Source organism: Kitasatospora sp. NPDC043949 (assembly GCF_056435365.1).
The window spans coordinates 37,904-59,761 of sequence record NZ_JBWKEQ010000007.1 but is presented as its reverse complement, the minus strand read 5'-3'; the positions used below and the strand labels follow the sequence as shown (position 1 = coordinate 59,761).

Below are 21,858 nucleotides of genomic sequence, written 5' to 3'. Positions count from 1 at the left end.
CGGTCGGGAAAGGGCCGGTGAGGAGCGAGGCGCGCGGGCTGTCAGCGCACGTCGACGGCGCGCGGCCCCGCGCCGCGCTCCAGGTACCAGCGCGCGGTGCCCACCACGCCGTACGCGCGGATGCGCCGGGTGGAGTTCTGCACCACCATGTCGCGGCGGCGCACCACCGCCGTGGTGTGCCGGCGGACCCTGTTGAGGAACGCCCGGTCGGTGGGTGAGGGCCGCCGGGGCATGCCGCCGACGGCGAGGTAGAGCTCGGCGGTGATCGCCATGTTGTTGCCCGCGTGCATCCGGTACGGGGTCAGGTAGCCGTGTCGGCGGCGGTGCGCGGGCCGGATCCGGCCGAAGAAGGCGCCGAGCGCGACCAGTGCCAGGAACACCGCGCGCCCGGCCGGGCCGTGCTCGTCGTGGCGGGCGGCGACCCGGCCGCAGACCAGCCCGCCGGAGGCGACCAGCCCTGCGCGGGCCGCGGCCGTCCAGCCCGGTTCGGGCAGGCAGTCGGCGTCGGTGCGGGCGAGCAGGGTGGCGCCGTGGGCGATGGCGTACCGGAAGGCGGTGTCCACCGCGGAGCCGACGCCCTTCTCCCGCTCGACCACCACCTCGACCGGGAACGGCGCGTGGGCGGCGAAGGCCCGTACCAGGGCGACGGTGCCGTCGGTGGAGCCGTTGTCGGCGACGAGCAGGGTGAAGTTACGGTCGCGCTGGCCGGTGAGGGCGCGCAGCACGCCCTCGATCCGGGCCTCCTCCTGGTAGGCGGGGACCACCACCCACAGGTCGGTCCTCACGAAGCCTCCCAGACCATGGTCATGAGGCTGACGCCACCGCCGAGACCGATCAGCAGCACCTTCTCGCCAGGCGCCAACGTGCCGCGTATTCGGTCGAGTTGCACGCCCAGCGTGGCACTGGCCACGTTGCCGAGTTCCGGCACGGTCAGGACCAGCTTCCCGGCCGGCACCCCGGTCAGCTCGACGAAGCGTTCCAGGTAGGGGACCGTCACCTGGTGCACCAGCACCCGGGCGTAGTCGTCCCAGCCGAGGCCGGTGCGGGCGGCGAGCCGGGCCAGGGCGGCGGGGCCGATCTCCTCGAAGATGCCGCGCAGTTCCTTGCCGCCGCCCCGGAAGTAGCTGTACTCGTCGCCGCGCGGGTGGCGGGAGCCGCCGCCGGGGATGCCGCCGGCCGGCCAGTGCTCGGAGGCCGTCTCCGTCCCGACGTCGAGGATGCCGCCCCGCTCCACGGCCTCGACGACGACGGCCGCCCCGGCGTCGCCGAAGGTGTAGCCGGCGAAGCCGTCCCGGAACTCCGCCGGGGAGGACGGCGTGCGGAGCATGGCCCGGCTGGGTGTCTCGCCGGTGACGACCAGGGCACGCCGGGCCCGGCCGGCCAGGATCATCGCGCGGGCCAGGTCGATTCCGTTGAGGAAGCTGTTGCAGGCGTTGCTGACGTCCAACGCGTGTGCACGGGTGCCGAGTTCGGCCTGCACGATGTGGGCGGTGGCGGGCTCGCACACGTCCCGGGTGGCGGAGGCGAACAGCAGCAGGTCCACGTCCTGCGGGCGCAGTGCACGGGCGGCGAGGGCGCGTCGGGCGGCGCCGACCGCCAGGGTGGAGGCGTACTCGCCGTCGGCGGCGAAGTGCCGGGTGCGGATGCCGGTCGCCTTCTCGAACATCCGCTCCGGCAGGGCGAGTCGGCCGCCGGCGGTGACCTCGTCCTGGAGCTGCTGGGAGGTGAGCCGGCGGGCCGGCAGGTGGGAGCCGACGGCGGTGATGCCGATCCTCGGTGTTGCTGCTGTGTGCATGCCCCCATGCTCCGGCGGCACGGCCGGGCCGACCTGAGTACGGGTACTCAGGCCGGCCCGCCGGGCTACCCGATCACGTCTGCGCAGATGGACGGTGGACGGTTGCCGGGACTCCGGCGCGTGCAGCACCCGTGGTGCCGTCACCGGTCCGGGTGGCTACTCGCCGCAGCGGCCGACCAACTTCGCGTTACAGCCCCGCCGAGACCCCGAGCCCTGTCATGATCGGCATGTTGCGTCTCGTAGATCCTCGATCCTCGGAAAACAGGAGTGGCTGTGGCAGAGCGGCAGAACGGCACGGTGAAGTGGTTCAACGACGAGAAGGGCTACGGCTTCATCACCCCGGAGTCCGGAGCGGACCTGTTCGTTCACTTCCGGGCGATCCAGGGAAGCGGCTTCAAGTCCCTGGTTGAGGGCCAGAAGGTGACCTTCGTGGCGGTCCAGGGCCAGAAGGGGCTCCAGGCCGACGAGGTCCAGGTGGTGGGGTAGTAGCAGTTCCTCCCCTTCCTCCCCCGGGCCCCGGTCCGAACGGGAGATGCGGGAGATGCGGGAGATCACGCCCTGGGCGGCCTCCGTTCGATCGGGGCCGCCCAAGCCGTTCTGAACGGCTGGCCGGCTCGCCGGGCGGTCAGCCGCCCGACGTCTCGACGGTCCTCAGCCGCGCCGGGTGCCGGCCGGCCGGTTGCGGTGGCGGCCGACGGTGCCGACGCGTTTGAGGGTCCGGACGATCGGGGCGGTCTCGACCGTGTCGATGCCCGGGAGGGCGCCGAGACGGTCGGTCAGGTAGTCGTACAGGTACTCGTCGTCGGGGCAGAGGACGGCGGCGAGGAGGTTGGTCCGCCCCGTGGTGGCGGCGGCGTAGGCGACTTCGGGGTGTTCCGCCAGGGCTGCGCCGACGGCGGCGAGGTGCGAGGGCCGCACCGACATCCAGATGGCGGTGGTGGTCGGGCTGCCCAGTAGCCGCTCGTCGACGTCCACGACGAAGAAGAGCGCTCCGGCCGCGCGCAGGTGGGCGATCCGGCGGCGCACCGTCGACTCGTGGCAGCGGGCCTCGGCGGCCAGCGCCGCGTACGTCGTACGGCCGTCGCGGGCCAGCGCGGCGAGCAGCGTGTGGTCGAGGTCGTTGAGCTCGGTGAGCCCGGTGGGCTCCAGCGACGGCGCCCAGGACGGCGACGACGGCCGGGCGTCGGAAGGCGGGAGCCTCGGGGGTGGGAAGGCAGGCGGCGGGAACGCGGGGGCGAGCGCGTCCCGCTGGTCCTGGTCCAGCGCGCAGGTCAGGGCGCCCCAGGTGGTCGGGCCGCCCTTGAACAGCCGCAGCACGCGCTGCGCGGTGATCGAGGTGACCCCCGGGAGCCGGTCGAGCAGTTGCACCGGCGCGTCCTGGGCGCGGTCGCGGTGCGCCACGAGATGGCAGATGATCTCGGTGGCGCCGGAGGCGAGCTGGACCCACCGCGTGTCCTCCCGCGCGGCCAGGGCCCGGGCCAGGCCGAGCGACGCGCCGGGGGCGGACTGCAGTCGCAGCGCCCACACGGTCTGCCCGACGGGCCGGGGGTTGAGCCGGCCGATGACGCGCAGCCCGGCGCTCTCGCGCAGCGCGGCGTAGCGGCGGGCGACGACCTGCTCGGAGACGCCCAGCACCGAGGCGATCCGGCGCAGGGGGGCGCGCCCGTCGATCTGCAGGGCGTGGATCAGCCGGAGATTGAGGGATTCCACGGATCCAGACCCTACCCGGGGCGGTATCCGGCACCTACGTCCGGACTCGTTGCGTCCGCTCGCGGCCGATCCGGATCATCGGTGCGCAGGCCGACGCGGCGCCTGTCCGCGCGGAACTGCGATCCCCGTGACGGCCGCGCCGAGGCTCGGCCGCCACCCGCGAGGAAGAGGAGGAGGGGAGATCCGGGCACACCACCCGGCTCCCCGACGACAGATGAGCACATTCCGTGATCTTCGGCATTACATCGACCACCTGACCGAGGCCCTCGGGAAGGACGAAGTCCTCCAGATCGACGGCGCCGACCGGGACCTGGACATCGGAGGCATCACCGAACTGCTGGCGGAGCGGGAAGGCCCCGCCCTGATGTTCGACAACATTCCGGGATTCCCCACGGGGTACCGGGTGTTCACCAACTTCATGGGGACGCCCGCCCGCACCGCGGTGGCGCTCGGGCTGCCGCACGACACCCCCAAGCTCGACATCGTGCGGGCCTGGAAGGACCTCAGCAAGCGGATCGAGCCCGTTCCCCCGGTGGAGGTCGCCACCGGCCCGGTCCTGGAGAACGTCCTGGTCGGCGAGGACGTGGACCTCGGGATCTTCCCCACCCCGCGCTGGCACGACAGGGACGGCGGCCGCTACATCGGCACCGCCTGCATGGTGATCACCCGCGACCCCGACAGCGGCTGGGTCAACGTCGGCACCTACCGGGCCTGCGTCCAGGGCCGCGACCGGCTGTCGCTGTGGATGCTCGGCAACCGGCACGCCAAGGCGATCGCCGAGAAGTACTGGGCGCGCGGCCAGACCTGCCCGATCGCCGTGGTGGTGGGCCAGGACCCGATCCTGTCGACCGCCGCCGCGATCGCCGCACCGTCCGGGATGTCGGAGTACGACCTGGCGGGCGGGCTGCGCGGGGAGGGCGTCGAGGTCCTGTACGCGCCGGGCAGCGAGCTTCCGATCCCGGCGCACGCCGAGATCGTGATCGAGGGCGAACTGCCGCCGGTCGAGGAGGAGTCCGTCCTGGAGGGCCCCTTCGGGGAGTGGACCGGCTACTACACGCACTCGGGCCAGGAGACCGTCGTCCGGGTCACCCGGATCCTGCACCGCGACGACCCGATCATCCTGGGCGCCCCGCCCATGCTGCCGACCATCCCGGCCGGCGACCAGGCCGTTCCGCTCTACTCGGCGTCGCTGACCTGGGACCACCTGGAAGCGTCCGGCGTGCAGAACGTCAAGGGCGTGTGGGCCTACGCCCGGCAGCTCCTGATGGTCGTCTCCATCGAGCAGACCGGCGCGGGGGACGCCATGCACGCGCTGCTGGCGGCGGCCGGGCGCAAGCGCACCGGCGGCATGGAACGGTACTTCGTCGTGGTCGACGAGGACATCGACATCACCGACATCAACCACGTCCTGTGGGCGATGTTCACCCGCGTCCACCCGACCGAGTCCATCCAGGTCCTGCGTGCGCCCACCACCGCCATCGACCCCCGGCTCGCACCCGACAGACTCGCCACCGGCGACCTGTCGATGGGCATCGTGCTCATCGACGCGTGCAAGCCGTTCGCGTGGAAGGACCGGTACCCGGCGGCCAACCGCGTCGACCAGGCCACCCGCGAGCGACTGCGCGAACGCTGGGCGGGCGTCCTGGCGCTGTAGCCCGCCGGGGGCGGTGAGGGAGCAGCGGCGCGCCCCCTCCCTCACCCTCCCCTCCGGCCCTTCCCCCCTACGCCAGGAGCACATTGTGTCCGCCACACCCCCCACCACACCCCCCGCCACCCGCCTCGTCATCGGAGTCACCGGCGCCACCGGCGCCCCGATCGCCGTCCGCCTGCTACAGGTCCTGCGCGAGGTACCGCAGGTGGAGACCCACCTCGTCCTGAGCACCTGGGCCCGCTCCACCATCGAGGTGGAGACGCCCTACAGCGCCCGGCGCTTCGCCGAACTCGCCGACGTTACACACAAGTTCGGCGACCTCGGCGCCACCATCTCCTCCGGCTCCTACCCGGTCGCGGGCATGGCCATCGTCCCGTGCAGCATGAAGACGCTCGCGGCCGTCCGGCACGGCATGGCCGACAACCTCATCGCCCGCGCAGCCGACGTCACGCTCAAGGAACGGCGCCCACTGGTCCTCGTGCCCCGGGAGACACCCCTCAACGAGATCCACCTGGAGAACATGCTCGCGCTCTCCCGGATGGGCGTACGCATCGTCCCCCCGATGCCGGCCTTCTACGACATCCCGAACGGCATCGGCGACCTCGTCGACCACATCGTCATGCGCATCCTCGACCAGTTCGACCTCCCCGCAGGCACCGCCGACATCGCGGAACGCTGGCAGGGCCTGGCCGACACCCGCCGCCACCACCCCTAGCATCGCGCGGCACACCCCCCCGCTACGAAACACCACAGCGCTGGTCGCAGCCACCCACGTGTGGCCGCGACCAGCGCTCTTCGGAATCAGTCGAGGATGGCGTCGATCTCCACTTCAACGAGCCATTCGGGATCGATGAAACGTGAAACCTCAACGACGGTGCAGACCGGACGGACCGACGCGAACCGCTCCCCGTGCGCTCGCGCGGCCTCCTTCCAGCGCGTCACATCGGTGAGCATGAGACGGGTCCGCACAACGTCCCCCAACGACGCCCCCGCCTCCTTCAGCGCGGCCTCCGCAATGTCCAGACACCTGACAGTCTGGGCGTACACATCGCCCTTCCCCACCGTCGTCCCACCGTCCCCGATGGGAGCAGTCCCCGCGACTGCAACGTGTGACCCCTTGCGGACTGCCCGGGAAAAGCCGATCTGAGGTTCGAGAGGCGAGCCGGAACTGACTATCTGCCGATGATCCATCGCACCATGCTCCCAGAGCACCGCACATCTGAAAACAGGCCCTCCACCGGGCACTTCGCCCCTGAAGCAGCCCGTCCCCACGCGTGCGGGGCCGATCTCAGCGGCCTGGTGTCCACGGTCGTCGGGCTGGAGCAATCCCCGCGCGTGCGGGGCCGATACTGAGCCGTCGTCGTCGATGTCCTCGGTCCACGGAGCAATCCCCGCGCGTGCGGGACCGATAGCTGGGCCTGTGCCTCGTCTGCGGGACCCGCGGAGCAATCCCCGCGCGTGCGGGGCCGATGCTTCGTGACCTGCGGGTTTATCGGCGGGAGCGGGCTGAGAGGATCAGTCCGTCGAAGTCGACGGGCTTCCAGCGGTCCTTGCCGGCGGTGCGGACGGTCCAGCCCTGTTCGTTGGTGGCGGGTTCGACGAGGACGGCTTGGCCGTCGCCGATGCGGGTGGCGAGGAGGTCCCAGAGGCGGTCGCGGATGCGGCGGCTGGGGGTGCCGACGAAGACGCCGGCGTTGACTTCGACCATCCAGCGGGTGAGGTGGCCGCGCAGGCCTTCGGGGGCGGCGATGAGGATGATGACGGTCATGGGCTGTCCGTGTCCTGGGTGAACTCCGGGCCGATGATGGCCAGGTGTTCGTCTCCCATGCCCGGGTCGGAGACTGGGGGCGTCGGTGTGCCTTCCGTCCCGGACCAGTTGACGCCGCCCTGGACCGTGCCGACGCGTTCGTCCCAGAGTTCGTTGACCTCGACGTCCGGCATGTCGGTGCCGTCCGGGCTGAGGAGGGCCTTGACGTCGTGGACGATGCGGCCGAGCAGCTTGTCATGGGCGATGCGGTCGCGCAGGCCGAGCCGGGCGTCGCGTTCCTCGGTGTGGCCCTGCTCGGCGAGGTCGAAGGCGAGGGGGATGGTGTATTCGGCCTTGTAGAGGTCCGCGATGTCGAGGACGAACGAGGTCGCCAGGCCGGTGTGGACGAAGCCGAGGCCGGGGCTGGCGCCCAGGCCGGTGATGACCGCGTGGCAGATCCCGTAGAGGGCCGCGTTGCCGGCCGACAGGAGGCGGTTGAGGTCGTCGCCGGCGGCGTAGGCGTCGCCGGCCTTGTAGACCCGGCCGTTCCAGGGGACGCCGGTGCGCCGGGACTCGGCCTGGTAGAGCTTGCGGATACGAGCGCCCTCGCGGCCGCGCAGTTGCTGCATGGTGGCGGCGCTGACGTCCTCGCCGGGAAAGCGCATGCGGTACATGGTCCGGGCGACGGCGAGGCGTTCCTTGGTGCGACTGACCAGCCAGGCCTGCCGGTTGAGGAGGGCCGCGCCACGGCTGGGGCCGAGTCCTGCGGCGTACATCCGCACGCCCTGCTCGCCGACCCAGCACACGGTGGTGCCGGAGTCGGCGAGCAGGTTGACGGCGCCGTGGGTGATGCGGGTGCCCGGGCCGAGGAGCATCACGGCGACCATGGCGGCCGGGACCCGGACGGTCTCGCGCTTGTTGATGACGACGACGGCGTTCTCGTCGCGGTCGATGTGGCTGCGCTCGACGTAGACGCTGGAGACGCGGTCGGCGAGGCGGTGCAGGTCGTGGGGGTGGGCTTTCCACCAGATGTCGGCCATCGGTCAGTGGTGTCCGGTCGACAGCGGGGCGAGGGTGAGCAGACCGCAGCCGTAGGCCTTGGAGGGGCCGATGCCGCCGAGGAGGGCGGTCTGGAGGAGGCCTGGGTCGGTGATGCGCAGCCGGCCTTCGAAGGTGGCGGTGGTGAGGGTGACCGGGGTGCGGGTGCCGGGCTTGGTGAAGGTGCTGCGGCTGCGGTCGGTGATCCGGGCCTCCCGCGCGGGCTGCTGCGCCTCTGCGGGGGTGTCCGGGGCCGACGGTTCGAGGCCCGGTGCCGCGCTGTCGGTGCGGGCTTCGGGGATGGTGAAGCCCCAGCGCTGGGTGCGTTCGAGGAACCAGGTGAGCTGCTGGGCGGCGGTGCGGTGGGCCATGCGGTAGGAGCGGTGGTGGAGTTCGGCGGCGGTCTTGGTGCGGTGGGGGCTCGTCTTGGCGGGCTTGGAGGTGTTCTGGACGGGGCTGGCCTTGAGGCGGAAGGCGAACTCGCGGCCGACGGCGAGCTGGGCGAGCAGCGGGCTGTAGTCGTGGACCGCGTAGTGCTCGCCTTCGGTGTCGGGCCAGCCCGCCTGTTCGACGATGTGGGTCCAGTCGGGTTTGGAGGGGGTGAGGACCAGCAGCGTGGGGCGGCGCGGGTGGTCGGTGTCGAGGCGCCACAGGATCCGGTCGCCGGGGGCGATGTCGGGGACACCGGCTGTGACGGCGCCGTGCAGGGCGCGGGGGTTGGCGAGCAGGGTGCGGCTGGCGGCGCGCAGGGGGTTGATGCGGACGCGGGAGAGGTAGGTCATCTGGTCACCAGCCCAGCAGGGCGAACGGGTCGTGGCCGCCGGCCGCAGTGGCCGGTTGGGCGGTCGTGGTGGGCGGGGTGGACGCGGCAGACAGGGCGGACGGGGCGAGGCCGGTGGGGACGTTGAGCCAGGCGTGGCGGATCCGCCGGGTGGTGAAGCCGCGTTCGCGGGGCGCGAAGGAGCGCGGGACGTCCTGCGAGGTGTCGTCGCCGGCCGGGTCGTCGAAGGTCGCGGCCAGGTCGATCCGGTGCGGCGAGAACGGATCCGGACCGCGTTCGGCCCGGCGGCGGTAGGCGGCCTTGACGGCGGTGCCCGCCTGCCAGGGCTCGTCCGCCAGCACTTCCTCCAGGGCTCCGGTGCGCACGGTGCCGAGGGCGATCGGCTGGGTGGGGACGCAGGAGCGGCGGCCGAGGGCGAGCGGGAAGGCGGGGCGGCGGATCGCCTCGGCGAGCGTCGCGACGAGGCCGGCCGGGCCCTGGACGGCGGCGACGAACACCGCGTCCTGGAGGTAGTAGCGGTGGGTGACGTGGGTGTCCTTGGCCGGGGAGGTCGGCTTCTGGATGCCCTTGGCGTTGACGCCGCTCTGCGGCAGCGGGCGGCCCCGGTAGTCGCTGACGGTGTGGTAGTCGCGCAGCAGCGTGCCGGGCTGGTCGATGCGCACGCCCAGGCGCAGGCCGACCAGGCCGGTGATGTCCGCTTCGCGGGGGAGTCCGGCGGCGGCGGCGAGCAGGCCGACGACGCCGGACTTGGTCGGCTGGGGCGGGGTGTCGCGGCGGTTGAAGGCGCTGCGGTCACCCCAGGACTGGAGCGGCCCGGCCAGGCGCAGGACGAGGACCGCCTGGTCCTCCGCCTGCTCCGGGGCCGGTGCGGGGGTGGTGGTGGGGGTCGGGTCGGCGGGCATCAGTTGTCGTTCACCCGCTCGGTGAGGGCGGTGCGCAGGCCGTCGCGCAGCTCGGTGAAGGTGCGGTTCGCGCCGAAGGCCTCCGCCAGCTGCTGCGCGGGGTCGTCGACGCCGGTGTCCGCGCCGAGGGTGTGGCAGATGCCGACGTACAGCGGGCTGTCTCCCCACTGCTCGGTGGCGGTGGCGAACTCCACGGCGAGGCGGCGCGCGGACTCGGCGACGATGCCCCGGCTCGCCGGGACGGGGTTCTCGTAGGCGGACACGAGGTTCACGGGCTGGTCGGCGCGCACGACGACGGCCACCAGGCTGGGGCGGGTGCGGTGCGCGAAGGAGTTTCCGTAGCCGGTGGGCATGGACCGGGCGAAGGAGTCGACGAACAGGTCGACGGCGTCGACGGCGGCCTTGTCGTCACCGAGGTTGCCGCGCAGCTGGTGCAGGCCCACGGTCGCGTAGCGGTAGAGGGTGGCGGAGTTGAAGCCGATGGTGCCGATCATGCCGGCGCCGGTCTCGTCGGCGGTGTTCTCGTCGTCGACGGCCGTGTAGTAGTCGAATTCGAGTTCGGTGGCATGGGTGGAGATCGCGTGCGCCACCTGGGTGGCGGCGTCGACGTTCAGGCCGGGGATGTCGGCGACCATCCGGCCGAAGAGCGCGACGTCGGCCGGGTGGCCGCTCTGCAGCTGCTCTTTGACCGGCAGGGCCTTGACGGCCTCGTCGAGGGCCTTGGCGTCGAGGGCGGCGAGGTCGGCGGCGGTGTCGGCGACCAGGTCGACGATGCCGTCCAGCTGGCGGCGCCCGTAGAAGAGCAGGTAGGCGGTGTCGCCCTCCTTCTTGCCGGCGGAGATCCCGGTCGACTTGATCAGGGCGTCGGCGATCCGCTGCGCGTCCTCGGCCTCGATGCCGGTGCGCTCGGTGATGCCCTTGGCGAGCTGGGCGGCGATCCGCTTGGTGCGGGTGGCGAGGTCCTGCCGGTCGCGGCTCTCGGCGAAGTGGATGCGGGTGGCACGCTTCCAGGCCTGGGAGGAGACGCGCGAGCGGCGCTTGCCGCCGAAGTACGCCTCCTTGGGGTTGCCGTTGTCGTCCCGGTTGAGGTTGGCCGGCGGGACGGTCTGCAGGATGTGGACGTCGATGTAGAGGCGGGCGGTCATGCGCTTCTCCTCGGGGGTGGTGGTGCCGGCGACGGGTGCGGCGGGGGGTGATCAGCTGTCGGCGGGCGTCTTGTCCTTCCACGCCTGGTAGCCGATCGCCCACTTGAGGCGGACCTGCGGGCGCCGGTCGGTGCTGTGCCAGGCCTGGATGTCGGCCATCAGGTGGCTGTAGTCCAACGGCTGTGTGATGGAACGCAGTTGGGTGATCAGGCCACGTAGGTGGACCAGCAGCGCGGACACGCTGGTGGCGCCCGCGAGTTGCGCGACCCGGGTGTCGAGCGCCTCCTCGCTGACCTTGCCGCTCCGGCGCAGCACTCGCAGCGCCTCCCCGAGCTTGACGCCACGGCGGTGCATCGGCTTGGACTGGCTCTGCTGGTGCAGGCCGTAGAGGGCCAGCGCGGCGTGCTCGGCCTTCTGCTCGTCGGAGACCTCGTCGCGCAGCGCGAGGACGTCGTTGACCTCGCAGCTGTAGAGCGGCCACATCTTGGGGCTGTCCATGACGGGACGTCCGAGGCCGGAGCGCAGGGCCGCCAGGTCCTCGCCGGGCGGCCGGCGTGGTTGCTTGGTGCGGGGGTCGTACCGCCAGTTGTGGTCGGGGCCGGTGAACTCGTCCCAGTACCGGCGCCGTCGGGCGGCGGCGGCGTTCCCAGTCGCAGCGGTGTGCTCAGCGGCGGCGGTGTGCTCAGCGGCAGCCGCGGCGGTGTGCTCAGTCGTCAAAGTCCGCTCCGGGGTCGTGGTCGAGGGCGGGGCCGGTCTCGGCCGCCCGCGCGGCGGCCGCTTCCCGTAGGGCATCGGCGTACCGGGGAAGGATCTCGTCGAGCCGGCGCCGGAAGTTGGCGCCCGCGGTGCCGAGCCTGTAGGTCTGCGTCTTGCCCGCCTTGCCGCCCTGGCTGATCGTGCGGCCGCCGAAGGTGGTGGCGGGTGCGGCCAGCAGGAGCGTGTTCGCCGCGTCCCACGCCTGGCGGTGGGCGAGTTGTTCCCATGCGAGCCGGCCCCGCTCCAGAGCCTCGTCGTCTGCGCCGGCGGTGCAGACGCCGGCGAGCAGGCGGCGCACCAGGGGGTCGAGGGTGTGCAGGAGGAGTTCGCCCGGTCGCTGGCCCTTGTCCCAGGGGATGGGGTCCGTTCCGGCGGCCCGGCGCAGGTCGGCGGAGAGGTTGCTGACGGCCTGGGCGAGTCGTTCCGCCTGCTCGGCGACGTCCAGGAGGAGCAGTTGGGCCTCGCTGTCCTGCTGGAGGGCGAGCAGCGGCAGGGGGATGGCGTCGTGGATGACGTCCTCGACGATCGCGGACTGGGTGCCGTAGACCATGCCGAAGGTCTCGACCTGCAGCGGGTAGTCGGCGGGGAGTTGGTCGTCCTCTTGCAGGGCGCTGATCTGGTCGAGCAGGATGCTGGTCTCGAAGCCGCCGTCGAGGCCCTGGCGAGTGGGCGTGAGAAGGGCCTCCAGGCCGCGCCAGGCGGCCTTGCCCTGGGTGTGGCGGCGCGGCCTGCGCTCGGGCAGGGCGGAGGCGGACTTCTTGGCGGGGGCGGTGAAGGTCCAGGCGGTGTGGGGCTCCTGCTCGGGCATGGGCGTCAGCCGGTCCCCCGCGCTGATGACGACCCGGGCCACCTTCAGCTGCCCGGCCTCGTCCTGGTGCGGGATGAGGCGGATCCGCCGGGCCTGCCAGGTCCACAGGTCGAGGAGGCCTTCGGCCGCGCGGGGCTGCCAGGCGGGGCCGTGCGGGGCGCGTTTCCACTGCGGGAGGCCGAGGTTGTCGGGCGGGGTGAGCGGAAGGTTCAGCAGGAGGGTCTCGTACAGGGTGCGCCCGGTGGGGATGATGACGCCGAGCTGGCCGAGCGGGCCGGTGGGGTTCCCGGTCGTCTTGCCCGCCTTGACCTGGTCATCACCGACGACGCCGGTCTTGATCGCCGCGGTGTCCCAGCAGTGGGCGTGCACGAGCCAGTGGGCGGCCTGCGCCGGCGTCAGGTCGAGCGGATCCGCGTCGGTACGGGTGCCGAACAGCGGGACGTTGTTGCCGCTCGCCGCGGTCGCCACCAGGGCGGCGGAGCCCTTCGTCTCGTCCTTGGCGGTGCGCAGCCCGGCGACCTGCCCGAACGGGGCGGCGGGGTCGAAGAGGTCGAACTTCGCGTGGTGATCGGAGAGGTAGGTCTCCAGGCTGCCCAGCTCGTCCTTCGTGAATCCGCCCCGGGTGAGCCGCTCACCCTTCTCCCCGGGGCTCTGGGGCGCGCCGGTGGCATCGGCGACGACGGGCAGCAGGACCTGACGCAGGACGGCCGGCAGCTGGGTGGAGAACTCCACGACGAGGCCCTCGAACTCGTAGGCCCGGGCCAGGGCCTCAGCGATCCCCACCTGCACGGGGGGCCCGCCACCGACGGGTCGTACCGTCAGCCACGGTTCCTCGACAAGGTTGTACCCAGGCACGCGTAGATCTCCCAACTGGCCTTGCTAGTTCAGTGCCATCCTGGCATCGGGCGCGGCCGGGTGTGGAGTAATGCTTCAATTACCACTCAGCCCCACAGGTTTGGCGCGCGGGGATGGCCAGCCCCTGACAGCCATGGCACGGCACGCACGTCGGCCGTACATCAGGCTCACGGCAATGGGGACAGATCGTCAGCAGTTTCGACTTCAGCAAACGGATGCCCACTGTCGAGCATGCTGGTCACAACGATGTGGCTCAACTACAGGATGATCAATACGTATTGACCTTCTGTCAGGCGAGACAAGCTGCGTCAGATGTGCGCTACTGTGGTCTCACCGGAACGACGAAGGGGCGCCCCCTGCCCTAGGAAGCTGAATGGGGCGCCCGTTCGCAAATCAGACCAGGAGGACCAGTGTCGCTCCCAATCCGTGATGCCCGCGTCCGCGTCAGCATCCTCAACATCTTTGCACGTCATCAACGTCAGAACAAGGGCGTGGCCGCCCTGACTGCGGCCGTCGCAGCCTGCGTAGTCAAGGGCGCAGCTGCTGGCGCGTTCGGTCAAAGCTCCAACCTGGTGATCACTGCCATCGTCCTGATCATCATTGGCTTCACCCCCCGTGCCGTCGGCGGCCGCACTGAAATGAGCCGGTCAGGCGGGCCGTCCGGTCTCCCGCGGCGCAGGCGACCCCATAAGTTCACTTCTCGGCATCACCAATAGGTGTTAATCGCGACCAACACACTCTCCGGGGTCCGAGCTTGCAGCTAATGGCAGGCCCGCTCCTCGCCCGGCCCCGCGTTCGCGGGGATCGCCCCGATGTAGCTCAGCTCCACGAAGGCATCCACTTGTTGGTCCCGCGCTCGCGGGGTTGGGGAATGCGTGGGCGGAGACGGCATCATGCCTGCTCCGCCCACGCGCTCTACCGATACGGACGTCCTCCGCTCACCACGAGGCCGAGCAGGTCGTCGTAGCGCAGTTGGAAGTCACCGAGGGCTGCTTCGCCTTGCTCGTCGAGTTCGAGGGCCAGGCTGTATCGCAGCCATGGATGGTCGCGCCAGCCCGGCAGCGGACCGAGCGCCTGCTCGGCAGTCTTTGTCAGTTTGGTGGGCAGGCGCACCGTCCCGGAGAGCACGTCGTCCACCATCTCGGCCGCGACCGTCCCGTTGGGGCCGATCTTACGGCCCGTCATCGCGTGGAAGTCTTCCCCGGTGCGGCGCACCAGCACGGCCTCCACGCTCCGGTCCCCGTCCCGGACGAGTGCCTCGAACTGTCCCTCTGTCAGCGTGCCGTGGGCTCCGTAGTGCAGACCGGCCAGAGTCTGCGAACCGTGCTCCCCGGCGCGGGTCAGGACGTACTGGGCGGCTTCCTCGCGGCGTTTGGCCTGCCGCTTCTCCCAGTCCTGCCGGGCCTGTGCCTCGGCCTCGCCCCACTCCGCCGGGACGACGGGATCGGTGCCGTAGACCCGGGCGACCAGCTCCGGCACCTGGCCGGGGATGCTCCACGCGCCTGCGCCGGCCTTCGCCGTCCGCTCGACCTCTGCGGCCGTACGCAGCAGGAGGTAGCGGCCGTAGATCCCCTCCGAGTCGCGCAGGATCTGCGGGGCGCCGTCGTCGTCGAAGTGCACACCGGTGATGGCGACGGTGGGCCGGGACAGCCGGCGGGGGCGCTGCACGCCGTCGTGACGGTGGAGGCGTCCGATGCGCTGGAGGAGCAGGTCCATCGGAGCGAGGTCGGTGATCAACAGATCGGCGTCGACGTCGAAGGACTGCTCCGCGAGCTGGGTCGCGACGACGATCATCCTGCCGGGACGCCCGGATCCCGCGGCCGGCGGTCCGAGGAGCTTCAGCACCTCCTGCGTACGGTCCGCCCGGTGGCCGGCGTGCAGGCGCCCGTGCAGGAGCCGGACATCAGCGCCGAACTCCTTGTGAAGGGCCTCGAACGCGGACTGGGCGCGGGCCACGGTGTTCCGGATGACCAGGACGCACCCACCGTCGACCAGCCGCTCCCTCAGATAGTCGACCACGGCGGCATCCTGCGCGACTTGGGCGTCGGTCCGCGTCGGCTGCTCGTCGAGCACCTCGACCCGCACCTGAAGGTCCTCACGCCAGGACGCGGTGCCCTCCACCAGCACTTCCGGCTGCCCATCCGGCCCCGCCCAGGCCGCCGTGACGCTCGGATAGCCCTCCGGCTCGGGAAGCTCCAGGGCCGCCGAGACCTCCGCCGACTGCGTACCGGCCAGGTAGGCGGCGACCAGGCGACGCCTCTGCTCCGGCGGCAGCGTCGCCGACAACAGCACCACCGGCACGCCGGCCTGCCCGAGCCACCACAGGCCCTCCAGCAGGAACTGCGACATGTAGACGTCGGCGGCGTGGACCTCGTCGAGGATCACGACCTTGCCCACCAGCCCGGCCATCCGCAGCATCACGTGCTTGGTCCGGGTCGCGGCGTAGAGGAGCTGGTCGATGGTGCCGACCGCGAACGGGCTCAGCAGACCACGGCGACGCCCGAGGAACCACTCGGCGGGGGCTCTACGTTCCCCGTCCACACAACCGTCGAAGCAGTCGGTCTGCATGCCGAACTCGTCTTCTCCCACCGACGAGAAGAGGTCGTCGGCGTCCTGCCCCCACTCCCCCGCGCCCTCCAGCAGGCCGCGCCACTCCTTGTTGAACATCCGCTTGCCGTGCAGCAGCGCGACCTGGCCCTCCAGCCCATCGCCGACCTCGCGCAGCCACGACCGGACCTGGGTGAACATCGGGTCCGCCGTCGCCTGGGTCGGCATGCCCAGGAACACCCCGTCCGCACCGTGACGCGCTGCCATCAGCTCGGCCGCCGCCAGAGCCGCCTTCGTCTTCCCCTCCCCCATCGGCGCCTCGACGATCGCCAGACCGGGCCCGCCCATCCGACGCACCACGTCGAGGACCAACTCCTGCGAGGGCCTGGTCCCGTGGCCGAACCGGTCCCGAAACGTCTCCGGGCCGGGCGCCGCCAACGCTCCCCATCCACCGCGCAGTTCGAGCCTCGACCACGCCGCCGCGGCCCGCTGCCGCGCTTGAGGCATCGCCACCTTCGCCAGGTCGGACACACCCGTGAAGTGCCGCTCGTCGCTGGCGATCCAGTCCGCCATCACCACGAAGCCGGACAGCTGAAGCTGCGCCGCGCGGCTCGGCACCAGCGCCGGCTCCACCGCAGCCAGCGGCGACTTCCCCTCATAGCCGAGCTCCCGCGAGAACACCTCCACCAGCGCCGACTGCGCGAGCTTCCAGGGCTGGCTGCTGCCTTGCAGCTTTTCGTTCTTCTTCGGTGGCCTCAGCTGCCCCAGCGTCGGGATCAAACCGTGGTGGCCGGCGACCAACGGCCAGACCCAACCGACCTGTTCCTCATGCCACTTCGCGTCAGTAAGCAGCGCCCTCAGCACCCGGGCACCGGCTTTGTCATGCCGCCAAGACGCCCCCTTCACTGCGTACTTGTCCCAGGTGAGCCCCGCTTGACGGACCGCTGCCTCACCGGCGGCGTCGAGATGCTGAAACACCGGGGTGGCCTTGCCACAGTCATGAATCCCGCACAACCAGGCGAACAGACGCCGCCCCTTACCCGTGCCCCCCGCGAGAGCGTCCAGACGCCACCGCGTCACCGGCGGCAGGTAGCGGTCCCAGAGGATCTCTGCCACCGCCGCAGTGTCCAGCATGTGCGACAGCAGGAGATTGGCCGTTCCCCCGGCCCGCCCGGCCGACTTACCCCACAGCGCACCCAGCCAGCCCCTGACCTCGGGCGGGTACCACTGCCAACGGTCCTCAACCATCGCCTCAACCTCCACACGCAGGTACGCTTCGAGAGCCTAGGACACCCCACTGACAACTCACCTCGGAGCAAAGAAATATGACGGTCATACATCAGCTCCCCTCCGGGCCGTCATCCGGTCGAACTGAATCAATCAGGCCCCTCGGCCGCTAATCACCGCAGGTCAGAAAGTGTCGGCCCCGCGCTCGCGGGGGTTGCTCCCGCTCGGCGAACCGGAGCTGACCGCGGTGCTGGTCGGCCCCGCGCTCGCGGGGGTTGCTCCCATAATGGCCTTCTACGATGAGAGTGCGGCATGTCGGCCCCGCGCTCGCGGGGGTTGCTCCGCGGTGGTCATCGGGATGCCGAGGTAGGCCTTGTCGGCCCCGCGCTCGCGGGGGTTGCTCCGCCGTCCTCGCCTGGAAGCTCCAGCACCCGGGGTCGGCCCCGCGCTCGCGGGGGTTTCTCCCAGCCGAAGGAGCCCGTGCTGCTGGTCGATGAGTCGGCCCCGCGCTCGCGGGGGTTGCTCCTGCGCCCCGCAATCGGGGGCGGAGGCCACTCCGTCGGCCCCGCGCTCGCGGGGGTTGCTCCACGGCGCGGCCCCATTCTGGGTCCGCTACCACGTCGGCCCGGCGCTCGCGGGGGTTGCTCCAGGGAGACCGAGTTGAACCCCACCACCTACCAGTCGGCCCCGCGCTCGCGGGGGTTGCTCCGGTGCGTCCGCGTGCCCGCAGTGCGGCCGGATGTCGGCCCCGCGCTCGCGGGGGTTGCTCCCGCGAGGGCCGATGCGGCGAGCAGCAGGCGGGGTCGGCCCCGCGCTCGCGGGGGTTGCTCCGGCAGGTCCAGGAGCAGGTGGGCCGACTGGAGGTCGGCCCCGCGCTCGCGGGGGTTGCTCGAGTCCACCGTTGTTCATGATCACGATCTCCAGGTCGGCCCCGCGCTCGCGGGGGTTGCTCCCGGCTCCACCGTCGTGACCCAGATCGTACGGAGTCGGCCCCGCGCTCGCGGGGGTTGCTCGCGTTGGGATCGGTGGACGCCGTACCCGTGGCAGTCGGCCCCGCGCTCGAGGGGGTTGCTCCGTGCGGTCGTACTCCACCAGCGCCAGCAGTTGGTCGGCCCCGCGCTCGCGGGGGTTGCTCCCGGTGCTGCCCGCGATCGGCGACCCGTGGAGCGTCGGCCCCGCGCTCGCGGGGGTTGCTCCGGGTGGGTCAGCAGCTTGAGCAGCCGGGAGTAGGGCGGCCCCGCGCTCGCGGGGGTTGCTCCCTGAGCCGCGCAGGCCTCGCCCCGTGGACCATGTCGGCCCCGCGCTCGCGGGGGTTGCTCCAGCTCGGTGTCGCTGCCCCAGCATTCAGCGCCGTCGGCCCCGAGCTCGCGGGGGTTGCTCCCCGCCGCCGTCGGAGTAGGCAGCGAGCCAGCCGTCGGCCCCGCGCTCGCGGGGATTGCTCCCGGCAACTCGCGGAGACCCGGGCTCAGCTGGCGTCGACCCCGCGCTCACGGGGGCTCCCCCGTGTGTGCCCATAGAGACGCAGCAGGCCGGACTGGACAGGCGGACCGTCGGCCGGTTCGAGAACGGGCCCGTGCCGCCCACGCTCGACAAGTTCAGCGCGATCGCCCGTGCGATCGGGGTGCCGCTCCGGCGACTGCTCCGTGATGGATGACGCTGACCGGCCGCACCGTGGTACGGCCGGTCAGGGCTTGCGATGCTTCCCCGCCGGCTTCTTCGGAGGTCGAGCCGAAGACATCGGAATCACCCCGTCGCCGTCGATGCCGTGCAGGAGGCGCTGTGCGGCAGCGTAGTTCGGCGCGATCGTCTCCGGTACCCACTGGTAGCCGTCCCAGCAGGAGATGAGTCGAGGTGCGTCCTGGTACAGGTGGGCCGGTGCGGTCTCGTGGCCGATGGTCGCGGCCTTGAGTTCGCCGACCGGCCGACGCCGCGCGTCCCGCCGCGCTGCCCACTGCCCCAGGGGTTCGTCCTCGTCCATCTGGTCCTCCTCCGCGACGGGGCAGCCCAGAGTACCGGCAGTCAGCCGGGGAGGAGCCAGCTCGGGCCGCTCGGATCCCCGATCCAGACCCGCTGGTCCTCGCCGCTCACCATGAGGCCGAACGCGGCCTGTCCCGGGCTACCGACCTTCTCCCAGCGTTCGACAGTTCGGGGACGAGGAACACATCCCGGCTCGACTGCTCGCCGCGCACCTGTCCACGCATATCGACCACATCACTGCGGTCCTGCCGAACGCAGTCACCCACCGGGGCGCGCTCACCATCGCCGCTGGAGAGACCGCGGCTCTGGCCGGATGGACCTATTGGGACCTCGGCGACTACTCGCGCGCCGGTCACTACTACCGGACGGCTCGACTCGCGGCCGACCGCGCCGGACACGGCCCGCTGCATGCCCTCGCCCTGGGCTACGCCTCGTACGGGGTGGATGCAGCAACGGCTCGGCAGATGCTCGCCGCTGCACAGGAGAATGTCCGGGGCCGAGGCCTGGAAGCGGCCCGGGCCTGGCTCGCCGCACGGGAAGCCGAGGAGGCCGCAGCGGACGGCGACAGGGAGTCGGCACTGCGTGCACTGGACCGCGCCCGGACTGCCTTCGACTACGCGGAGCCCGACACCGCTCCGGCCTGGTTTTCCTTCTTCGGCGAAGCACGCCTCAGCTCAATGACGGTGGCGACCTACGCCAAGCTGCGACACCGAGACCTCGGCGCGGCCGCAGACCAGACCCTGGCCGACCCGGGCGAAGACGACCGGAAGATCAGGGTCGCAGTGCTCGGAGACGTCGCGGCCGGCTACCTCACGGCGGGCGCCGTCGACCAGGCCGTCGAGATCGGCCGCCGCGCCCTCGCCGCCACGCTCGAAGCCCAGACGACCATGGGTCGAGTACGGCTGTCCGCACTGGCCGACCAACTCCCGGCATCGCCGGCGGCCCAGGCCTTTCGAGACGAGATCCGGGCCTCCTTGGAGCAACTGCCGATCAGCTTCGCGTCTCTGCGGCCACCCAGTCCAGGTAGGCGGCGGATCCAGTGATCACCGGCACCCCGACGACCTCCGGCGTGTCGTAGGAGTGCAGCTCAACGATGCGCGCGGACAGCCGATCAGCCAGGTTCGCCCGGGACTTGAAGTCGATCCGCCACTCGGCGGAGTCCTGCACCCTGCCGTCCCACCAGTAGACGGACTGGACGCGGTAGACCTGCGCACACGCGGCCAGGCGGTCACGGATCACCGCCGAGGCGAGCTCACGGGCCTTCGTCTCGTCGTCATGGGTCGTCGTCACCACAACGAAGTCACCGGTCGTCATACCGTGACGGTACCCGGCATCAACCGCCGCCCCCACTCTGCCCGGCAGACCTACCCCACAACGCGCCCAGCCAGCCCCTGACCTCGGGCGGATACCACTGCCAACGGTCCTCAAGCATCGTCTCAACCTCCACGTACGAGTACGCTTCGAGAGCGTAGGCCACGACACCGACAACCAGCCCTGGGACAAGGAGAGATGGCAACAACGCATCGGCTGTTCGACGAGCCCTCTACCAATCGAACTGAATCAATCAGGCCCCTCGCCCGCTAATCACCGCAGGTCAGGAAGTATCGGCCCCGCGCTCGCGGGGATTGCTCCTATCGCCGTCCCCGCGCCGGGCCGGACCCGCGATCGGCCCCGCGCTCGCGGGGATTGCTCCCACTTCTCTCGGATGACCTCGCGGAGGGTGGCATCGGCCCCGCGCTCGCGGGGATTGCTCCGAGGAATCTCGGACTTCACGGTTCGCCGCGCGATCGGCCCCGCGCTCGCGGGGATTGCTCCCCGAGGGCGAAGAAGAAGCCGGAGGAACGGACATCGGCCCCGCGCTCGCGGGGATTGCTCCGGCGCCGGGTACGACGGCGCCACCGTCACGGCATCGGCCCCGCGCTCGCGGGGATTGCTCCTTGCCGTACAGCGAGGCTGACCTCAGCCGCATATCGGCCCCGCGCTCGCGGGGATTGCTCCACCGGTCGCGGTCGCGGCCGAGGCCCGGATCGATCGACCCCGCGCTCGCGGGGATTGCTCCTCCAGCTCCTCCGGGCTGAGGGTCTCCAGCTCATCGGCCCCGCGCTCGCGGGGATTGCTCCGCCACCCGCCGGGCTCCGGTTACGGGCCGGCTATCGGCCCCACGCTCGCGGGGATTGCTCCGAGACCGCGGGCATGCTCGCCTCCCGGGCCCGATCGGCCCCGCGCTCGCGGGGATTGCTCCGCGCAGTCATGGAAACCGCGTTCGGGACGGGCATCGGCCCCGCGCTCGCGGGGATTGCTCTTGGTGTGCCACTCTGGCGCCTGTTCCACGGGTAAGCCCTGGCCGGTCGCACCGCCGTACGGCCGGCCAGGGAGTCACTTCTCGGGGTTCGGCGGCGGGTCGTTCGGCGGGGGCGGGGTCTTCGGGGCGGCCGGCGGTGACTTCGGCCCACCGATCCCGCCCGAGCCACCGCTGGGGTCCTTCTGCGGGTTCATCTCGTACTCCTCAACCTCCGGTACCGCCGGGATATCGTCCGGCGGCATGGTGGGGCGTTTGTGTACCCGGGTCGGGCCTCGGGAGCCGCGGCCCTTCTCTTGCCACCGGCCCTGTGCGTTTGGGGGTACTGTGCCGCCCATCGCGTCCTCCTCCTGCTGGGGGTCACCATCGTGACGTGGCCAGTGGCCTAGCTGCCGAACGTCCCGCCAATCCCGGTGGGACGGGCGCACGACATGCAGAGGACCCGGGAGTGCAGTACGACCCAGACCCGCATGAGGTCCTCCACCCCGCCGTACGGGGGCGGGGGGGGGGGGGGGGGGGGGGGGGGGGGGGGGGGGGGGGGGGGGGGGGGGGGGGGGGGGGGGGGGTGGGGGAGGGGAGGGGGGGGGGGGGGGGGACGGCCGGGACACTGCTGACCGGAC

The 21,858-nt window shown here is 71.6% G+C and carries 19 protein-coding genes and 2 CRISPR repeat arrays; of the genes, 5 read left to right on the top strand and 14 right to left on the bottom strand.

The window, feature by feature from the left end; all coding sequences use genetic code 11:
* Positions 1-41: 41 nt before the first annotated feature.
* Both AC07AL_RS08390 and AC07AL_RS08385 read right to left on the bottom strand, forming a co-directional pair.
* The gene (locus tag AC07AL_RS08390; RefSeq protein WP_363583373.1) at positions 42-785 is read right to left on the bottom strand and encodes a glycosyltransferase family 2 protein; all 744 of its coding nucleotides are present in this window, start codon (positions 783-785) and stop codon (positions 42-44) included.
* Positions 782-1,795, bottom strand: a complete 1,014-nt coding sequence (locus tag AC07AL_RS08385) for a 3-oxoacyl-ACP synthase III family protein (RefSeq protein WP_400987278.1) — start codon at positions 1,793-1,795, stop codon at positions 782-784. The genes AC07AL_RS08390 and AC07AL_RS08385 overlap by 4 nt, the downstream gene beginning before the upstream one ends.
* Positions 1,796-2,068: 273 nt before the next feature.
* Between AC07AL_RS08385 and AC07AL_RS08380 the strand changes: the two genes are divergently transcribed.
* Entirely contained in the window at positions 2,069-2,281 is a 213-nt protein-coding gene (locus AC07AL_RS08380) for a cold-shock protein (RefSeq protein ID WP_363583369.1), read from the top strand.
* 165 nt (positions 2,282-2,446) lie between these two features.
* Here the strand turns inward: AC07AL_RS08380 and AC07AL_RS08375 are convergent, their stop codons facing one another.
* Complete coding sequence (locus AC07AL_RS08375; protein WP_400808406.1) at positions 2,447-3,505, bottom strand: Lrp/AsnC family transcriptional regulator; 1,059 nt, start codon at positions 3,503-3,505, stop codon at positions 2,447-2,449.
* 214 nt (positions 3,506-3,719) lie between these two features.
* On the opposite strand from AC07AL_RS08375, the gene AC07AL_RS08370 reads away from it, so the two are divergent.
* Both AC07AL_RS08370 and AC07AL_RS08365 read left to right on the top strand, forming a co-directional pair.
* Entirely contained in the window at positions 3,720-5,159 is a 1,440-nt protein-coding gene (locus tag AC07AL_RS08370) for a UbiD family decarboxylase (RefSeq protein WP_363583365.1), read from the top strand.
* A gap of 85 nt (positions 5,160-5,244) precedes the next feature.
* The gene (locus AC07AL_RS08365) at positions 5,245-5,871 is read left to right on the top strand and encodes a UbiX family flavin prenyltransferase (RefSeq protein WP_400808409.1); all 627 of its coding nucleotides are present in this window, start codon (positions 5,245-5,247) and stop codon (positions 5,869-5,871) included.
* Positions 5,872-5,957: 86 nt separating this feature from the next.
* Here the strand turns inward: AC07AL_RS08365 and AC07AL_RS08360 are convergent, their stop codons facing one another.
* The 9 genes from AC07AL_RS08360 to cas3 form a co-directional block, all read right to left on the bottom strand.
* Entirely contained in the window at positions 5,958-6,347 is a 390-nt protein-coding gene (locus AC07AL_RS08360; protein ID WP_363378571.1) for a RidA family protein, read from the bottom strand.
* Between the two features lie 298 nt (positions 6,348-6,645).
* On the bottom strand, positions 6,646-6,924 hold the full coding sequence (gene cas2e, locus AC07AL_RS08355; protein ID WP_331744407.1) for a type I-E CRISPR-associated endoribonuclease Cas2e: 279 nt from the start codon (positions 6,922-6,924) through the stop codon (positions 6,646-6,648).
* Positions 6,921-7,943, bottom strand: a complete 1,023-nt coding sequence (gene cas1e, locus AC07AL_RS08350; RefSeq protein ID WP_478317212.1) for a type I-E CRISPR-associated endonuclease Cas1e — start codon at positions 7,941-7,943, stop codon at positions 6,921-6,923. Before cas1e ends, cas2e begins: the two co-directional genes overlap by 4 nt.
* A 3-nt stretch (positions 7,944-7,946) precedes the next feature.
* Positions 7,947-8,723, bottom strand: coding sequence for a type I-E CRISPR-associated protein Cas6/Cse3/CasE (gene cas6e, locus AC07AL_RS08345; RefSeq protein WP_478317211.1), 777 nt, complete (start codon positions 8,721-8,723; stop codon positions 7,947-7,949).
* Positions 8,724-8,727: 4 nt separating this feature from the next.
* Positions 8,728-9,624, bottom strand: coding sequence for a type I-E CRISPR-associated protein Cas5/CasD (gene cas5e, locus AC07AL_RS08340; RefSeq protein WP_363629964.1), 897 nt, complete (start codon positions 9,622-9,624; stop codon positions 8,728-8,730).
* Positions 9,624-10,769 carry a type I-E CRISPR-associated protein Cas7/Cse4/CasC gene (cas7e, locus tag AC07AL_RS08335; RefSeq protein WP_478317210.1) on the bottom strand — a complete coding sequence of 382 codons (1,146 nt, stop codon included), beginning with the start codon at positions 10,767-10,769 and terminating at the stop codon, positions 9,624-9,626. The genes cas5e and cas7e overlap by 1 nt, the downstream gene beginning before the upstream one ends.
* A gap of 51 nt (positions 10,770-10,820) precedes the next feature.
* Positions 10,821-11,486, bottom strand: coding sequence for a type I-E CRISPR-associated protein Cse2/CasB (gene casB, locus AC07AL_RS08330; RefSeq protein ID WP_363629960.1), 666 nt, complete (start codon positions 11,484-11,486; stop codon positions 10,821-10,823).
* Positions 11,476-13,188 (bottom strand): type I-E CRISPR-associated protein Cse1/CasA, encoded by a 1,713-nt coding sequence (casA, locus tag AC07AL_RS08325; protein WP_478317209.1) that lies wholly within the window; start codon positions 13,186-13,188, stop codon positions 11,476-11,478. Before casA ends, casB begins: the two co-directional genes overlap by 11 nt.
* A gap of 915 nt (positions 13,189-14,103) precedes the next feature.
* On the bottom strand, positions 14,104-16,983 hold the full coding sequence (cas3, locus tag AC07AL_RS08320) for a CRISPR-associated helicase Cas3' (protein WP_478317208.1): 2,880 nt from the start codon (positions 16,981-16,983) through the stop codon (positions 14,104-14,106).
* 171 nt (positions 16,984-17,154) lie between these two features.
* Positions 17,155-18,465: direct repeats of the CRISPR family, unit length 29 nt; unit sequence GTCGGCCCCGCGCTCGCGGGGGTTGCTCC.
* Positions 18,466-18,469: 4 nt separating this feature from the next.
* Here cas3 and AC07AL_RS08315 point away from each other — a divergent pair.
* Positions 18,470-18,616, top strand: coding sequence for a helix-turn-helix domain-containing protein (locus tag AC07AL_RS08315; RefSeq protein WP_363629954.1), 147 nt, complete (start codon positions 18,470-18,472; stop codon positions 18,614-18,616).
* A gap of 30 nt (positions 18,617-18,646) precedes the next feature.
* Here AC07AL_RS08315 and AC07AL_RS08310 read toward each other — a convergent pair whose 3' ends face one another.
* On the bottom strand, positions 18,647-18,940 hold the full coding sequence (locus AC07AL_RS08310; RefSeq protein WP_363583347.1) for a DUF6087 family protein: 294 nt from the start codon (positions 18,938-18,940) through the stop codon (positions 18,647-18,649).
* A 463-nt stretch (positions 18,941-19,403) separates the two neighbouring features.
* Here AC07AL_RS08310 and AC07AL_RS08305 point away from each other — a divergent pair, with 463 nt between their 5' ends.
* On the top strand, positions 19,404-19,982 hold the full coding sequence (locus AC07AL_RS08305; protein ID WP_363629950.1) for an NsdA family TPR-like regulatory protein: 579 nt from the start codon (positions 19,404-19,406) through the stop codon (positions 19,980-19,982).
* Here AC07AL_RS08305 and cutA read toward each other — a convergent pair.
* Positions 19,930-20,253, bottom strand: coding sequence for a divalent-cation tolerance protein CutA (cutA, locus tag AC07AL_RS08300; RefSeq protein ID WP_363629948.1), 324 nt, complete (start codon positions 20,251-20,253; stop codon positions 19,930-19,932). The two genes, AC07AL_RS08305 and cutA, sit on opposite strands and share 53 nt — an antisense overlap.
* Before the next feature lie 289 nt (positions 20,254-20,542).
* Positions 20,543-21,242: direct repeats of the CRISPR family, unit length 29 nt; unit sequence ATCGGCCCCGCGCTCGCGGGGATTGCTCC.
* Positions 21,243-21,858: the final 616 nt, after the last annotated feature.

Coding starts and splice junctions, on each gene's coding strand:
- AC07AL_RS08385 (WP_400987278.1), bottom strand. CDS start 1,795: ATGCACACAGCAGCAACACCGAGGATCGGCATCACCGCCGTCGGCTCC.
- AC07AL_RS08370 (WP_363583365.1), top strand. CDS start 3,720: ATGAGCACATTCCGTGATCTTCGGCATTACATCGACCACCTGACCGAG.
- AC07AL_RS08360 (WP_363378571.1), bottom strand. CDS start 6,347: ATGGATCATCGGCAGATAGTCAGTTCCGGCTCGCCTCTCGAACCTCAG.
- cas2e (WP_331744407.1), bottom strand. CDS start 6,924: ATGACCGTCATCATCCTCATCGCCGCCCCCGAAGGCCTGCGCGGCCAC.
- cas1e (WP_478317212.1), bottom strand. CDS start 7,943: ATGGCCGACATCTGGTGGAAAGCCCACCCCCACGACCTGCACCGCCTC.
- cas6e (WP_478317211.1), bottom strand. CDS start 8,723: ATGACCTACCTCTCCCGCGTCCGCATCAACCCCCTGCGCGCCGCCAGC.
- cas5e (WP_363629964.1), bottom strand. CDS start 9,624: ATGCCCGCCGACCCGACCCCCACCACCACCCCCGCACCGGCCCCGGAG.
- cas7e (WP_478317210.1), bottom strand. CDS start 10,769: ATGACCGCCCGCCTCTACATCGACGTCCACATCCTGCAGACCGTCCCG.
- cas3 (WP_478317208.1), bottom strand. CDS start 16,983: ATGGTTGAGGACCGTTGGCAGTGGTACCCGCCCGAGGTCAGGGGCTGG.
- AC07AL_RS08310 (WP_363583347.1), bottom strand. CDS start 18,940: ATGGACGAGGACGAACCCCTGGGGCAGTGGGCAGCGCGGCGGGACGCG.
- AC07AL_RS08305 (WP_363629950.1), top strand. CDS start 19,404: ATGCTCGCCGCTGCACAGGAGAATGTCCGGGGCCGAGGCCTGGAAGCG.
- cutA (WP_363629948.1), bottom strand. CDS start 20,253: ATGACGACCGGTGACTTCGTTGTGGTGACGACGACCCATGACGACGAG.